Raw genomic sequence first — 15,096 nt, forward strand, 5'->3', positions numbered from 1 at the left:
ACATAGGTTTTTTCAGCACTTTATTGGCCATGGATTATAGAGAAAGTGCTGTTAGCGGAGATTAAGAGCACAAACGTGGTTATGGAAAAAGGAGAAAGTGTTGTAAAAGGCAGTTAAGAACACAAACGTGGTTATAGAACAAGGAGAAAGTGCTGTAAGCGGCGGTTAAGCGCACAAACGCGGTTATAGAAAATCGAGAAAGTGCTGTAAAAGTTCGCAAAAAAAAGAAAGGACAATGTATCCTTTCTCAAAAATATAGGTATAGGATCGGTATGGTTACAGGCTGCCGACGTTCATGCACTTATCGCAAGTATTGCCGTAGCACTCGTGCTGCTCTTCAATCTTTTCCCCGCACTCAAGACATTTTTTCGCCGGCAGGTTTTTGAAAAATTCAGTCATTTTAACTAACATTGGTATCCCCTCCAAGTTGTTATTACATTCATTGTATTATAACAGATAGGGGTATGTCAACATCTGTTTTGTAACAATGTGCTTCTTTTCAAAAAATGGGCTGCTGTCTGCATGTTTATAGGGGCCTCAGCTTGCGCTAGCCAGCGGAAAATGGGTATATTGTAAGATAGGAATGAGCGAGGGAGGATTCACATGAAAATAACGGTTGTTGGTTTTTGGGGAGGATTTCCTGCTGTTAATGAAGCTTCTTCCGGATACCTGTTTGAATCAGATGGTTTCCGGCTCTTAGTTGATTGCGGAAGCGCGGTTTTATCCCAGCTGCAGAATTACGCCAAACCGGAAGAACTCGATGCGGTTATTCTGTCTCATTATCATCATGATCATATTGCTGATGTAGGTCCGCTGCAATTTGCAAGACTTGTTGGATCCTTTATGAATAAAAGCGTTAGGACGCTGCCTATATACGGCCATTCAGCTGATGCAGAAGCATTTGCAGGGCTTACATACAAAGAAGTAACTGCAGGGAAAGCCTACAATCCGGAAGAACCAATCCAGATTGGACCGTTTACCATCCGTTTTATAAAAACAAAGCATCCGGTAGACTGTTATGCGATGCGGATTTCGGATGGTTCAGCAGAAGTAGTTTATACGGCTGACTCAAGCTATAGAGAAGAGTTTGTGCCATTTTCAAAAGATGCGGATCTTCTGATGTGCGAATGCAATTTTTACGGAGATATGGACGGCTCGTCTGCCGGGCATATGAACAGTCTTGATGCCGGCAGACTTGCTGAGCATGCTTCTGTAAAGGAACTGATTCTGACTCACCTTCCTCATTTCGGAGAAGTGTCAAATCTCGTAAGTGAGGCCGAAACGATTTACAAAGGTCCTGTCCGTCTTGCAGCATCCGGCCTGCAATGGACAAAGGGCAATTAGGAGGAAAAGTACATGCTGTTTATTGATAATAAAGGAATAACGGATCCGAGAATCAATCTGGCCATAGAAGAGTATTGCCTGAAAAATCTCGATCCTGAGCAATCTTATTTGCTTTTTTACATTAACGAACCTTCCATTATCATCGGAAAAAATCAAAATACTATTGAAGAAATCAACACAAAGTATGTGGAGGAGCAGGGTCTTCATGTTGTGCGGAGGCTTTCAGGCGGGGGTGCGGTTTATCATGACCTTGGAAACCTGAACTTCAGTTTTATTACAAAAGATGACGGAGACAGCTTTCACAACTTCAAAAAATTTACTGAGCCTGTTACACGGGCATTGAAGCGTCTTGGTGTAGATGCAGAGCTGAGCGGCCGCAATGATATCCTTGCTGAAGGCAGAAAGATTTCAGGAAATGCCCAGTTTTCTACAAAGGGCAGAATGTTCAGCCATGGAACGCTGCTGTTTGATTCGGAAATGGAAAACGTCGTGTCCGCGCTGAAAGTGAAAAAGGACAAGATCGAATCAAAAGGAATTAAATCCATTCGCAGCCGTGTGGCAAACATCAGTGAATTTCTTGAAGAGAAGATCACGATTGAGGAATTCAGAGAACTGATTCTGCGCTATATTTTTGATACAGACGGCGAAATTCCGCAATACGTTTTAACGGAAGCGGATTGGGAAAACATCCATGCTCTTTCTGAGGAACGCTATCAGAACTGGAACTGGAATTACGGCAAATCGCCATCCTTTAACCTCCAGCATTCCCACCGCTTTCCGATCGGACAGATTGACATCCGTCTGGAAGTGAAGAAAGGCAAAATCGAAAACTGCAAAATCTTCGGAGACTTTTTCGGAGTGGGTGATGTTGAAGAAATCGAAAACCTTCTCACCGGCCTGCAATATGACCGTTCTTCCATAGAAACGGCTTTGAGGGACACAGATATCAAACATTATTTCGGCAATATTGAAAAAGAACAATTTATTGAGCTTATTTATTGAGCGTGAAGGGCGTCCTTTTTTAGGGCGCTTTTTTATTAATTGATGGGAAATATGCTGCTCAGATTATCTCCTCGGCACGGCCTTGGTTGTCCTGGAATGGAAATAACCCTTCATCGAGATCCACTCTGTGCGAATGTCACAAAGCCGCGTGGAAATGACCCTTCATCGAGATCCACTCTGTGCGAATGTCACAAAGCCGTGTGGAAATGACCCTTCAGCATAATCAAATCTGTGCGAAGGTCACAAAGGCGCTTGGAAATGACCCTTCATCGAGATCCACTCCGTGCGAAGGTCACAAAGCCGCGTGGAAATGACCCTTCATCGAGATCCACTCTGTGCGAATGTCACAAAGCCGTGTGGAAATGACCCTTCAGCATGATCAAATCTGTGCGAAGGTCACAAAGGCGCGTGGAAATGACCCTTCAGCATGATCAACTCTGTGCGAAGGTCACAATCCGTCATAGAATCTCCCGCGTTCACAATTCATCAAATTTCTCCGAGATCCGCCAAGCCGTTTGTTGAGAATTTTTCCGTCATAAAATATAATAGATTTATAGTTTTAAATTTTTTGAAAATGAATGGCTGTTCATTCATTTTTACAAGGGGTGGGAGAATGAATTTATTATCACAGCTGTCTCTGTCTGCACAGAAGTATGGAGGCAAGCCGGCGTTTATTTTTGAAGGGAAAGAAACGTCGTACGGGGAACTTGATGTGCTGATCAGCAAATTCGCTGACAGTCTGCAGCAGCTTGGGGTCAAAAAGGGGGATCATCTTGCGCTTGTTCTTGGCAATTCTCCGTATTACGTTATTTCTCTGTACGGGGCAATGCGTGCGGGGGCGACGGTCATACCAATCAATCCAATCTACACACCGGATGAAATCGGGTACATATTGAATAACGGTGATGTAAAGACAATTGTCACACTTGATGTGCTGCTGCCGCTTTTTGAAAAGATGAATGGGGTTCTGCCTCAGGTCGAGCACATTATCTCATGTGAAACACCGCCTTCAGAAGCAAAGAGCGGGCTTGACGTGTCTTCGCTGTCCATCAGCCCAAAATTGAAATCGTTTACAAGAATTGTGACTCAAGCTGGCGCAAATCCGTCTGAAGTTGCGCTTGAGGACGATGATACCGCTGTTATTCTCTATACATCAGGCACGACAGGAAAACCGAAAGGCGCTATGCTGACGCATAAAAATCTGTACAGCAATGCACGTGATGTAGGCTCATACTTAAAAATGAACGACGGGGATAAAATCGTAGCGACTCTTCCGATGTTCCACGTTTTCTGCCTGACGGTTTCGCTGAACGCGCCGCTGATCAGCGGGGCAACACTGCTGATTGTTCCGCGCTTTAGCCCTGCTGAAATCTTCAAGCTTGTGAAAACGTATGAAGCAACTGTTTTTGCAGGAGTACCGACGATGTATAATTTCCTTCTTCAGCATGAAGGCGGAGACAAAGAGGATTTGAAAACCCTCAGATTGTGCATTTCCGGCGGAGCTTCGATGCCGGTCGCTCTTTTAAAAGGCTTTGAACAGAAATTTAATGTGGTTGTGTCGGAAGGCTATGGTTTATCGGAAGCTTCTCCTGTCACCTGCTTTAATCCGCTGGACCGTCCGAGAAAGGCCGGATCTATTGGGACAAACATATTAAACGTTGAAAATAAAGTGGTGAATGAACTTGGTGAAGAAGTGCCTCCGGGGCAGGTCGGGGAACTGATTGTCAAGGGACCGAATGTCATGAAGGGATACTATAACATGCCTGAGGAAACCGCCCATACGATCCGCAACGGCTGGCTTTATACAGGGGACCTGGCGACGATGGATGAGGAAGGCTATTTCACAATCGTCGACCGCAAGAAAGATATGGTGATTGTCGGCGGGTATAATGTGTATCCGCGCGAAGTGGAGGAAGTTCTCTACAGCCACCCGGGTGTAGTGGAAGCTGCGGTTGTCGGCGTGCCTGACCCGAATCAGGGAGAAGCGGTGAAATGCTTTGTTGTTGTAAAAGACAAATCGCTGACAGAAGAGGGGCTGAAAGGGCACTGCCGTGAACATCTTGCAAAGTATAAAGTCCCTTCCTCCATCGAATTCCTGGAGGAGCTTCCAAAGAACACGACTGGAAAAATTCTGCGCAGAGCGCTTAAGGATCAAGTTCTTCAAAAATAGCCGGGGGGAAGCCTGTTTTGACAACTATTCTGTATACGGTAGAAAAAAATCTTGCAGTCGTCACGCTGAACAGACCCGAGGTGTTCAACTGCTTCAACTATGATACGCTGCTTCAGCTTGAGGAAGCGGTGGAGGATATCCGGACAAACGAAGAAGTGAGGGCCGTTATTTTCACAGGATCAGGTGAGAAGGCTTTTTGTGCCGGGGCTGATTTAAAGGAACGAAAAACGCTGACTGATCAGCAGGTTAAGCGGAATCTCTTTAAAATAGGAGAAGTTTTCACAAAAATTGATTCACTTCCTCAGCCGACCATTGCCGCCATCAACGGTTATGCATTCGGGGGCGGCATGGAGCTTGCTCTGTCATGTGATTTCAGAATCATTGCTGATGGAACGTCAGTCGGCCTCACAGAGACTGGACTTGGAATTATTCCGGGTGCAGGCGGAACACAGCGTCTTCCAAGAATCATCGGGGAGGCGAAGGCGCTGGAGCTGATTTTGACTGCCAGGAAAATCACGTCCGAGCAGGCAGCAGCCTATGGACTTGTCTTAAAAACGGCTCCGAATGCGCTTGAAGCTGCTAAGGAGCTTGCTTTTGAAATTCTCAAAAATGCGCCAATTGCCCTGCAGCAGGCAAAGTTTGCCGTCAAACAGGGAATGAATGCGGATCTTCAGACCGGCCTTCATATTGAACGCAAAGCATATGAAGTCACGATTCCGACGGAAGACCGTCTCGAGGCATTAGCCGCGTTCAGCGAAAAAAGAAAACCCGTTTTTAAAGGAAAGTAAGAAAAAGCAGCCTGCGGGCTGCTTTTTTTGTTGTTTAGCAAATTTTTAAAGAATAGTAGGCTGTGGATAACATAATAAGGTTATCATCGTCCAGCTCCAGCGCCTAGATCCTCCGTCAGAACAAATCCGTCAAAAAAGGCGGGACTTTTCCGCCGGATTCTTATCTGCCTATCGGATCTGAACAAGTCGCTTGCGCTTTAGTTATTATGTCTGAATATTTCCTATTGTTCAAAATATTATACAAATGTATACTATAAAAAACATTAACGAAAGGAAACAGATATGAAATCCTTGCAGGAGCAGATTGGCTACAACTTAAAAAGCATCCGTAAAATGCGGCAGTACAGTCTTGATCAGCTTTCGGCCGCAACAGGAGTGAGCAAGGGAATGCTTGCCCAAATTGAAAAAGGGCAGTCAAGTCCGACCGTCAACACGCTGTGGAAAATTGCAAATGGTCTTGGGGTTTCTTTTTCATCTCTTGTTGAGGAGGAGAGCTCCGGAATCTCTGTTGTCCGCAGAAAGGATAAGACCGCTTTGCAGGACGTGAACGAGAAGTATCATGTTTTTCCTTATTTCCCTTATGACCAGCAGAAGAAATTTGAAGTGTTTCTGCTTGAGCTTCTGCCGGGCTGCAGACATGTTTCGCAGGAGCATTTGAGCGGAGCGGAAGAGTATTTGTTTGTCAGTGAAGGGGAAGTGGCTGTTACAATCGGAACCGATCATTATGAGTTGAAAAAAGGAGATTCAATCAAATTTACAGCTAACCGGGAGCATGTATATGAAAACAGGACAGAAGCCGTTTCAGCATGCTTTCTGCTTATCTATTATCCATAAGGAGAGGAGTCATCAGGATGGCGGAAACAGCGTTTATAAGAAAACAGACGCACTTTTCAGAGGGAATGGCAGCGGGGCTCAGCATTGCGATTGGGTATATGCCTGTGGCTTTGACATTCGGCCTGCTTGCGGGGGATACAGGTCTGATCCTTTCTGAAACGGTGATGATGAGCATTTTTGTGTTTGCAGGTGCTGCACAATACATATCGCTCAGCCTGCTTGCGGCGGGCACGGGCATGTTTGAAATTGTGTTTACGACGTTCATTGTGAACATCCGGCATTTCTTAATGTCAGCCTCTCTGAATGAAAAGGTGGAGGAGGACAGCCTTTGGAAGAAGGCGCTTTACTCCTTCGGTATTACGGATGAAACCTTTTCCGTAGCTTCGGTGAAAGAGGGAACGGTATCTGCGGGATATATGTTCGGGCTTATTTTTATTTCATACTCAAGCTGGGTTGTTTTTTCAGGCGTCGGCCATCTGATTGGCGCCAATCTCCCGGAAACCCTGCAGGAAAGTATGTCCGTCGCCCTGTATGCAATGTTTATCGGCCTGCTCGTCCCGTCAATGAAAAAGCAGCGGAAGGTCGTTTTTTTAGCAGGCGCGGCCGCCATTTTTAATTCCTTGTTCTATTTGACAGGATCTCTTTCGACAGGCTGGTCAATTGTCCTGTCCACCCTGTTATCTGCTGTGTTAGTTGAACTTGTTTATTCAAAGGGGGCCAAGCCGCATGATGAGTAATATGCTGATGATCATCTTCGGAATGGCCATTGTCACCTATCTTCCAAGAATGATCCCTCTTGTTGCGCTGAGCGGTATAGATCTGCCGCCTTTTGTTCAGAATGTATTGCGGAATGTTCCGTTTGCAACGCTCGGAGCCCTGATTTTGCCCGGTGTCTTTTTTATACAGGAGGATATTTGGTTCGGGGCAGTTGGCGCAGCGGCTGCATTTGCAGTCGCCTATTTTGGTGTGAATGTCATTATTGTCGTCATGAGTTCCATTTTAACCCTTATCGTGTACGGGCTCCTGTTTTAATCCGGACGAATAAGTTCTAACTCTGCCGCTTTCACACTACACTAGTACAAAGAGCTTGTTCGGGGGAGGACAACATCATGCGCAAATGGCTTACTGTATCAGTCCTGATTTATTTCTTATACGGCCTGTTTGTCTACTGGTATATCTATATGGGAGCGGACTCGACACTTCCGGCACAGTTCCAGGGCGGTTCAGCCGACCCGAATACGTTTATGAACAGCAGGGAGCTTACCCTTTCACAGGATTACTCTAAGCTGAGGGATTTTATGTTTTTTACAGCCGCGCCCTTTGAATGGTTTATCTTTTTTGTTGTCCTCGTTACCGGATTTGCAAAAAAGATGCAGCGCTGGGCCGAAAGTATTTCCAGGTTTTTTATTCTCCAGACGGCCGTGTTTGTTTTCGCGCTGTCTCTGCTTGTAACGCTCTGTGCTTTTCCACTTGAATGGCTGCGCTATAAAATTTCGCTGTCCTATCACATTACGACCCAGACCTTTTCAGGGTGGATGAAGGATCAGCTGATTGATTTCTGGGTGAACTGCGCATTTATGGTGCTGATTGTCGCCGTATTGTACGGCCTGATCAGAAAATTTTCAAGAAAATGGTGGCTGTTTGCGTGGATTCTCTCTGTACCGTTCAGCCTGTTCCTGATGTTCATCCAGCCGGTCCTGATCGACCCGCTGTACAATGAGTTTACGCCGCTTAAAAACAAAGAGCTTGAAACGAAGATCCTCGCGATTGCAGAGGAGGCCAATATTCCTGCAGACCATGTGTTTGAAGTGAACATGTCTGAGAAGACAAATGCTCTGAACGCATATGTCACAGGAATTGGAGACAACTCAAGGATCGTTCTCTGGGATACAACGTTAAATAAATTGAGCGAGGATGAAATATTGTTCATCATGGCCCACGAGATGGGGCACTATGTGATGAAGCATATTTATATCGGGATAGGCGGCTATCTCGTGCTCACCTTGCTTGGTCTTTATATGATCAACAGGCTCATGAACTTCTCCATCAGGCGTTACGGGCACATTCTGAAGCTTGACGGAAAAAAACAGCTTGCCTCACTTCCGCTATTACTTATGCTGCTCGGAATGCTGAGTTTTGCCTCGGATCCTTTTTCAAATATCATATCGCGCCACCAGGAAAAGGACGCAGATCTGTATGCTATTGAAATGACAGAGAATACCGAAGCTGCCGTGAGCACATTCCAGGAACTGACCCGGGCAGGTTTAAGCCAGGTCAATCCGCCGGCTCTTGTGAAAGTGTTCAGATACAGCCACCCGACCATTTTAGAAAGAATCAACTATCTTGAAGAATGGGGCAGCGGGAGGGAAGAATAATAAGAAACTGATTATTACTTTTAAAAAATCCGAACTGGTTATTGGTTCGGATTTTTTCGTTTAGAGTGATACTTCCTCCTGCTTTCCTTCTGTTATCATACAGCGGAAGACTGCCTCCGCTCCTTTATGAATCGTACAAAACCCAGTTATATCAACCTTTCAGTCAATTAATTTAAAAAAATCAAAAAAATTAAAAGAAAAAGATTCCATTTTCAATCAATCTGTTATATATTAATACTATAAAATACAAACTGTATTATAACAAAACGTACAGACTATTGGAGGGACTGGAAATGACAAACGAAAGAGCGCGAAAACTGGAAGAAAGCTGGGCAATGGATGCGAGATGGAACGGAGTAGAAAGACCGTATTCGGCGGAAGAAGTGATTCGTCTGCGCGGATCGATCGATATTGAACATACTCTTGCACGCAGAGGTGCAGAAAAATTCTGGAATCTGCTTCAGACGGAAGACTATATTCATGCACTGGGAGCATTAACCGGCAATCAGGCCGTTCAACAAGTAAAGGCAGGATTGAAAGCGATTTATTTAAGCGGCTGGCAGGTTGCCGCTGATGCAAACCTTTCAGGCCATATGTATCCTGACCAAAGCCTTTATCCGGCAAACAGCGTTCCGGCCGTTGTAAAACGAATCAACCAGGCCCTTCAGCGTGCAGATCAGATTCAGCATATGGAAGGAGAAGGAGACGTGGATTGGTTCGCTCCAATCATTGCAGATGCTGAAGCAGGTTTTGGCGGACAGCTGAATGTATTTGAACTGATGAAAGGCATGATTGAAGCGGGAGCAGCCGCTGTTCATTTTGAAGATCAGCTTTCTTCTGAGAAAAAATGCGGTCACCTTGGAGGAAAAGTGCTTCTTCCTACACAAACAGCTGTGAAGAATTTGATTTCTGCCCGCCTTGCAGCAGATGTATCGGGTGTACCGACAATCATTATTGCCCGGACGGATGCTGACGCAGCAGATTTGATTACGAGCGACGTTGATCCTGAAGATCAGGCATTTATTACAGGCGAGCGCACGGCGGAAGGGTTTTTCCGGACAACAGCCGGCATCGATCAGGCTATTGCACGCGGACTTGCTTATGCGCCATATGCCGACCTTATTTGGTGCGAAACGTCAGAGCCGAACCTTGAGCAGGCTCAGAAGTTTGCGGATGCCATTCATGCGAAGTTCCCTGGAAAGCTTCTTGCTTACAACTGCTCACCATCCTTTAACTGGAAAAAGAAGTTGGATGAAGAAACAATTGCCAAGTTCCAAAGAGAAATCGCGAAAATGGGCTATAAATTCCAGTTCGTTACTCTTGCCGGATTCCATGCCCTCAACTACGGCATGTTCGAGCTCGCCAGAAAATACCGCGACAACGGAATGGCAGCCTATTCAGAGCTTCAGCAGGCTGAGTTTGCTAGCGAACAATACGGCTACACAGCGACAAGACATCAGCGTGAAGTCGGAACAGGCTACTTTGATGAAGTGTCACAGGTTATCACAGGAGGCACATCCTCCACAACTGCGCTTAAAGGTTCAACAGAAGAAGAGCAGTTTACAGCACAGTCCTAAAAAAAAAGCTGCTGCATCCATCGGGATGCAGCGGTTTTTTTATGCCTTTGTTCCCTCTCTGTTAAAATGGTAGATATAGAACAGTATGCAAGATCGAAATTTAACTTTGAGGAGCCTTTGCCTTGAATAGGAAGCTGAACAAAAAAATGATTGAAAATCTCTGCGGCCGCGTCTCCTTGAAAAGCGGGGATTCGCTGCGCCGCTCCAATAAAGTAAAGTTCCGTGAGTATCATGAAGATCGCTGTCATGCGGTGGTTAAAAGTACGGAAGATTTCTGTGTTTCGATAAAGGTGGACACAGGCGGCGGCCTTCAGGCAGTCTGCAGTTGTCCGAAGCTACTCTCCTTTAATCAGGAATGCCAGCATATTGCGGCGGTATTGCTTGAGATTATGGAACATCAGAAACAAGGGACGGTTCCTCCGGTTCTGAGCGAAGGAGAGGCCCCCTTTAACCCAGACTATGCGCTGACGGAGGAATTGCTGACGGCCTTTAAGGAGCGAAAAGACCGTAAAACGGAGGCGCAAAATTATTTTGAAACGCGAACCGTACAGCCTGCCGTGTTTACGTTTAAGCCGGTATCAAGGGAAGACGGAGGGATTTTGTTTGCACTGGAGATTACGGTTGGACCGGTAAAAATCGTGAAACCGAGGGCTTTTCTTGAACAGCTTAAAAGCGGACAGTCCTTTCAGCTTGCGCCCGGCTTCCTGTTTGATCCCGAGTCTCATTGTTTCACAAAAGAGACGGATGCTGTCTTTCAGCAGCTTGTCAGGATCGTACGGAATGAGAGGACTGAGGAAGGCCCTCAGATTCTCCTCTCTCCTATTTCATGGAATCTGCTCCTGCCGGCCCTTATAAAAGCGCCCAATATAGAGCTTGAGGTCAACGGAGAGATTTATTCGGGACTTCATTTGTCAGAAGGCATCCTGCCGCTTCAATTTGATTTGTATGAAGAAGGATCAGGATATGTGCTGAGAGTGAACGGTCTAAAGGAGCTGCTCCTGTTAAAGCCTTATGAATCGGTGTTTGCCGCAGGGACATGGTATGACTTAGAACCTGAAAATTTCGAGCGCTTGGCCGAACTGAATCGGGTCATCCTTGCATCCGGAAAAAATACGGTCCCAATCCCGCCGCAGCAGGTCAGCCTGTATCTGGAGAAAGTGGTGCCGGGGCTCCGGAAACTCGGGGATGTGGCCATATCGGAAACGATTTCCAGGCGGTTAGCGGAAACTTCGCTTACAGCGAAGCTATATTTAGACCGGGTGAAAAACCGGCTGCTTGCGGGACTTGAATTTCATTACGGAAACATCGTTTTTAATCCCTTGGACGAACAGGAGGTACGCTCTCTGCAGGTGATAATCCGGGATGTTGAAAAGGAGGATCTGATTCTTAAACTAATGGAGGAAAGCTCATTTGCCCGGACGGACAGCGGCTATTATCTCCAAAATGAACTACTGGAATATGAGTTCCTGTATCATGTCCTGCCGAAGGTTGAGAAGGTTGCCAAAGTGCTTGCAACAACTGCTGTCCGGAGCCGGATATTTAAAGAAGCAGCCCCGCCGAGAATCAAGGTGGAGGCGCATAAAGAGCGGACGAACTGGCTGGAATTCAAGTTTGAAATGGATGGAATTTCCGAAAAGGAAATCCGCAATGTGCTGGCGGCTCTCGAGGAAAAGCGGAAGTATTACCGGTTGAGGAGCGGGGCGCTGCTTTCCCTTGAAAAACGAGAATATGAGGAGATTTACCGGTTTTTAAATGCGGCACCGGTACAGGCGGAGGACTGGGAACAAGAGCTTGAAATGCCTCTGATCAAAGGACTTCAGCTTCTCGATTCGGTTCCTGTTTCCGGCACTATGACGCTCGGTGATTCGGTTCAGCAGCTGCTTAATGGACTTCTCCACCCGGACGAGAAGGAATTTGCGGTTCCAGGGGAGCTGGAACCGGTGCTGAGGGATTATCAAAAGACCGGATACAGGTGGATGAAATCTCTTGAGAAGTACGGATTTGGAGGAATTCTGGCAGATGATATGGGTCTTGGGAAAACCTTGCAGAGCATCACGTATATTGTTTCGGTTCTTCCTGAAATCCGCCGGCTGAAAAGGCCAGTCCTGATTGTTTGTCCATCCTCCCTTCTGTATAACTGGAAAAACGAAATTGAATCCTTTGCACCGGAAATCAAAACCATGATTATCGATGGCAGCCGGACAGAGAGAGCGGTGCACGTTCAGGACCATGCAGCGGCAGATGTTCTCATTACATCCTATCCGCTCATCAGACAGGACATCCATGAGTATGAAAAACTGCTTTTTTATACGGTTTTTTATGATGAGGCCCAGGCCTTTAAAAATCCGCTCACCCAAACGGCAAGAGCGGTGAAAAGAATTCAGGCCTCGCATCGGTTCGCGCTGACAGGCACACCTGTTGAGAATTCGAGGGAAGAGCTATGGTCAATCTTTCATGTTGTCTTTCCGGAGCTGTTCATGGGATTAAAGGAATACAGCACGCTCACAAGAAAAAAGATCGCAAGGAGAATCCGCCCTTTTCTGCTCCGCAGAATGAAGGAGGAAGTACTGCCTGAGCTTCCGGAAAAAGTCGAATCAATGGAAATCGTCGAGCTGCTCCCTGAGCAGAAGAAGCTGTACGCAGCCTGCCTGGCAAAGCTTCGCGAGGATACCCTGAAGCATTTGGATAAAGACACACTTCAGAAAAATCGGATGAAAATCCTGGCCGGAATCACAAGACTTCGGCAAATCTGCTGCCATCCTTCTCTGTTCGTTGATGGATACAGCGGAGGGTCGGCAAAATTTGACCAGCTCCTCAAGATTCTGGAGGAGGCCGGTCATTCAGGAAGAAGAGTGCTTATTTTTTCCCAGTTTACCTCTATGCTCGATCTGATTGGCAGAAAACTCGCGGTACAGGGTTTGCCCTATTTTTATCTCGATGGTCAAACGGCAATGCCGGAAAGGGTTGACCTGTGCAGACGCTTTAATGCAGGGGAACGGGATCTTTTTCTCATTTCGCTGAAGGCGGGTGGCACGGGTTTAAACTTAACGGGTGCAGATACCGTCGTTCATTTCGATACTTGGTGGAATCCGGCGGTAGAGGAGCAGGCAGCAGACCGTGCGCACCGGATAGGCCAGACTAATAAAGTGAACGTAATCAAGCTCATCACGCGCGGAACGATTGAGGAAAAAATGAACGAGCTGCAGGATAAAAAACGGCAGCTTATTCATGAAATTGTGGATAGCGATGAAAAAAGGCCGTTTACCTTGACCGAAGAGGATATCCACGATTTGCTGAGGATTCATACATGACACATCCTCAGTCTGCAATATGTGTTATTTGTGTGTTACAAGCGGCAAAGCAAAAACCAGTCTGGAAATCAAACTGGTTTTTTTGCTCATGATGACTCTTCCGCCTTTAAGAATTGAGGAAGCGGATTAAACCCTGGTTAAATTCCTCGGCGTGCGTAGCGTTAAATCCATGAGGGGCGCCTTCAATCACCACAAGCTCACTCCCTTGAACCATTTCATGTGTACGCTTGCCGCTCACTTCAAGCGGGACCGTTCCGTCTGAGTCTCCATGAAGAATCAGAGTGGGAATGTTTATTTTTTTCAGGTCGTCCCGGAAGTCAGTTTTGGCGAAAGCTTTGATGCAGTCAAGGGTTCCCTTCGGGGACGCCATGGCGGCGATATCCCGGTTGTAGAGACGGAATGGCTCGCTGACAAGGTCTGTTCTATCGCCTGCTGCAAAGAAATTTTTGGTGAACGTATCGAGAAATGCGATTCGGTCGCCCTTTATTCCGTCTTGGAATTCTTCGATCGCCCCGTCATCCAGGCCGCCGTCCGGATTATCCTCTGCCTTGTACAGATAAGGAGGAACGGCTGCGGCGAACACTGCTTTGCTCACACGTTCTGTTCCATATGTGCTGATATAGCGCGCTACTTCTCCGCCGCCCATTGAGAATCCGACAAGTGTGGCTTCACGGAGATCTAAATGCTGAAGCAAACCGTTCAGGTCGGCTGCGAATGTATCATATTCATAGCCGCTATAGGGCTGAGAGGATTTTCCAAATCCCCTGCGGTCGTATGTAATAACCCTGTAGCCGGCATCAATGAGAGCGGGCACCTGGCTTTCCCATGAGCGTCCGCTCAGCGGCCATCCGTGAATGAGTACAACCGGTTTTCCGGTTCCATGATCTTCATAATAAATTTCAATTGGAGCATCGTTTTCATTGCCAACTTTAAGCATCGCCATACTAATCCCTCCAAACAAAATGTGAATGACACATAGGCACTGAGAAAAGACGGCTCGTGTCATCCTTTAGTATGTGATACCCGGATCTTTTTTGGTTCAATCTTTTCAATGTTTGTTTAAAGAACACAGGGCCCTGTCCGAACCTTGAGATGAAGGAAAGAAAGTTCATATCCGTCCGCTAAGGAAGCAGATAACTTTCTTCATAAAACAGAAAAAGGTAAATTTGAGCTTGTGCTCAAATTTACCTTTTTCATTTTCGGAGCCAGTTATGATCTTAGCCTCTTTTAAATAATCAGTCTCAATTCTGCATATTCTTTTGCCAGTTTAAAAAACAGCGGTTTGTCATTTCGGTCTAAGGACTCATCGATCTTTTCCTGAAGGAGGGACAGTTTCCGGGCCAACACAGCTTCATCCAACACCATTTGAATGTAAATATCAAGTACGGTTTCCTGTTTCTTTTCCATCTTGAGCGTGTTACGGGACTTCATGATCTCGGTATACGTTTTCCTGTTTTTCAAGAAAGATCACCCCTGATGCCTTTTTTTAATTATATGGATAAAGAGCCTAGAAATCAACTAAATATTTAAAATTTTTAGAAAACTTATTTCACCAAATTATGCACGTTTTCCCTTTTTAGAAAAAAAGCACTATGTCATTGGGAACAGAGCCGTAATAATGTAAAAATATTGTAAAAATGTAGAAATGCAGAGGGGGATTGTGCTAGATTAAAAGTAGTTCTTTACTCCTATTAA

The 15,096-nt window shown here is 46.0% G+C and carries 13 protein-coding genes; 10 read left to right on the top strand and 3 right to left on the bottom strand.

The features are described from left to right. Positions 1–276 precede the first annotated feature (276 nt). Positions 277–411 (bottom strand): protein YhfH, encoded by a 135-nt coding sequence (gene yhfH, locus JOJ89_RS04470; protein WP_081870260.1) that lies wholly within the window; start codon positions 409–411, stop codon positions 277–279. A 192-nt stretch (positions 412–603) separates the two neighbouring features. Here yhfH and JOJ89_RS04475 point away from each other — a divergent pair, with 192 nt between their 5' ends. The 10 genes from JOJ89_RS04475 (at position 604) to JOJ89_RS04520 (ending at position 13,401) form a co-directional block, all read left to right on the top strand. After that, positions 604–1,344: an MBL fold metallo-hydrolase gene (locus JOJ89_RS04475; RefSeq protein WP_203289689.1), complete on the top strand. Its 741-nt coding sequence runs from the start codon at positions 604–606 to the stop codon at positions 1,342–1,344. 12 nt (positions 1,345–1,356) lie between these two features. Then, positions 1,357–2,346 carry a lipoate--protein ligase gene (lplA, locus tag JOJ89_RS04480; protein ID WP_029283731.1) on the top strand — a complete coding sequence of 330 codons (990 nt, stop codon included), beginning with the start codon at positions 1,357–1,359 and terminating at the stop codon, positions 2,344–2,346. 613 nt (positions 2,347–2,959) lie between these two features. After that, positions 2,960–4,516 carry a fatty acid--CoA ligase family protein gene (locus tag JOJ89_RS04485; protein WP_203289690.1) on the top strand — a complete coding sequence of 519 codons (1,557 nt, stop codon included), beginning with the start codon at positions 2,960–2,962 and terminating at the stop codon, positions 4,514–4,516. Positions 4,517–4,533: 17 nt separating this feature from the next. Next, complete coding sequence (locus tag JOJ89_RS04490; RefSeq protein WP_203289691.1) at positions 4,534–5,304, top strand: enoyl-CoA hydratase-related protein; 771 nt, start codon at positions 4,534–4,536, stop codon at positions 5,302–5,304. 282 nt (positions 5,305–5,586) lie between these two features. Beyond that, positions 5,587–6,138, top strand: a complete 552-nt coding sequence (locus JOJ89_RS04495) for a helix-turn-helix domain-containing protein (RefSeq protein ID WP_203289692.1) — start codon at positions 5,587–5,589, stop codon at positions 6,136–6,138. Positions 6,139–6,155: 17 nt separating this feature from the next. Continuing rightward, positions 6,156–6,875 (top strand): AzlC family ABC transporter permease, encoded by a 720-nt coding sequence (locus JOJ89_RS04500; RefSeq protein WP_203289693.1) that lies wholly within the window; start codon positions 6,156–6,158, stop codon positions 6,873–6,875. Next, positions 6,865–7,170, top strand: coding sequence for an AzlD domain-containing protein (locus JOJ89_RS04505; RefSeq protein WP_203289694.1), 306 nt, complete (start codon positions 6,865–6,867; stop codon positions 7,168–7,170). Before JOJ89_RS04500 ends, JOJ89_RS04505 begins: the two co-directional genes overlap by 11 nt. A 77-nt stretch (positions 7,171–7,247) precedes the next feature. After that, on the top strand, positions 7,248–8,513 hold the full coding sequence (locus JOJ89_RS04510) for a M48 family metallopeptidase (protein ID WP_029567324.1): 1,266 nt from the start codon (positions 7,248–7,250) through the stop codon (positions 8,511–8,513). Positions 8,514–8,806: 293 nt separating this feature from the next. Next, entirely contained in the window at positions 8,807–10,090 is a 1,284-nt protein-coding gene (gene aceA, locus JOJ89_RS04515) for an isocitrate lyase (RefSeq protein WP_203289695.1), read from the top strand. 122 nt (positions 10,091–10,212) lie between these two features. Beyond that, positions 10,213–13,401: a DEAD/DEAH box helicase gene (locus tag JOJ89_RS04520; protein WP_203289696.1), complete on the top strand. Its 3,189-nt coding sequence runs from the start codon at positions 10,213–10,215 to the stop codon at positions 13,399–13,401. A 106-nt stretch (positions 13,402–13,507) separates the two neighbouring features. Here the strand turns inward: JOJ89_RS04520 and JOJ89_RS04525 are convergent, their stop codons facing one another. Both JOJ89_RS04525 and JOJ89_RS04530 read right to left on the bottom strand, forming a co-directional pair. After that, positions 13,508–14,344, bottom strand: coding sequence for an alpha/beta fold hydrolase (locus tag JOJ89_RS04525; protein WP_203289697.1), 837 nt, complete (start codon positions 14,342–14,344; stop codon positions 13,508–13,510). Positions 14,345–14,628: 284 nt separating this feature from the next. Beyond that, complete coding sequence (locus tag JOJ89_RS04530) at positions 14,629–14,862, bottom strand: IDEAL domain-containing protein (RefSeq protein ID WP_203289698.1); 234 nt, start codon at positions 14,860–14,862, stop codon at positions 14,629–14,631. Positions 14,863–15,096 lie beyond the last annotated feature (234 nt).

The sequence above is a fragment of the Metabacillus sp. cB07 genome (assembly GCF_016839225.1).
Lineage (GTDB): Bacteria > Bacillota > Bacilli > Bacillales > Bacillaceae > Bacillus_P > Bacillus_P indicus.

Bases quoted from the DNA above. Each gene is read 5' to 3' on its own strand.
- yhfH (WP_081870260.1), bottom strand. From the start codon at position 411: ATGTTAGTTAAAATGACTGAATTTTTCAAAAACCTGCCGGCGAAAAAA.
- JOJ89_RS04475 (WP_203289689.1), top strand. From the start codon at position 604: ATGAAAATAACGGTTGTTGGTTTTTGGGGAGGATTTCCTGCTGTTAAT.
- lplA (WP_029283731.1), top strand. From the start codon at position 1,357: ATGCTGTTTATTGATAATAAAGGAATAACGGATCCGAGAATCAATCTG.
- JOJ89_RS04485 (WP_203289690.1), top strand. From the start codon at position 2,960: ATGAATTTATTATCACAGCTGTCTCTGTCTGCACAGAAGTATGGAGGC.
- JOJ89_RS04495 (WP_203289692.1), top strand. From the start codon at position 5,587: ATGAAATCCTTGCAGGAGCAGATTGGCTACAACTTAAAAAGCATCCGT.
- JOJ89_RS04500 (WP_203289693.1), top strand. From the start codon at position 6,156: ATGGCGGAAACAGCGTTTATAAGAAAACAGACGCACTTTTCAGAGGGA.
- JOJ89_RS04505 (WP_203289694.1), top strand. From the start codon at position 6,865: ATGATGAGTAATATGCTGATGATCATCTTCGGAATGGCCATTGTCACC.
- JOJ89_RS04510 (WP_029567324.1), top strand. From the start codon at position 7,248: ATGCGCAAATGGCTTACTGTATCAGTCCTGATTTATTTCTTATACGGC.
- aceA (WP_203289695.1), top strand. From the start codon at position 8,807: ATGACAAACGAAAGAGCGCGAAAACTGGAAGAAAGCTGGGCAATGGAT.
- JOJ89_RS04525 (WP_203289697.1), bottom strand. From the start codon at position 14,344: ATGGCGATGCTTAAAGTTGGCAATGAAAACGATGCTCCAATTGAAATT.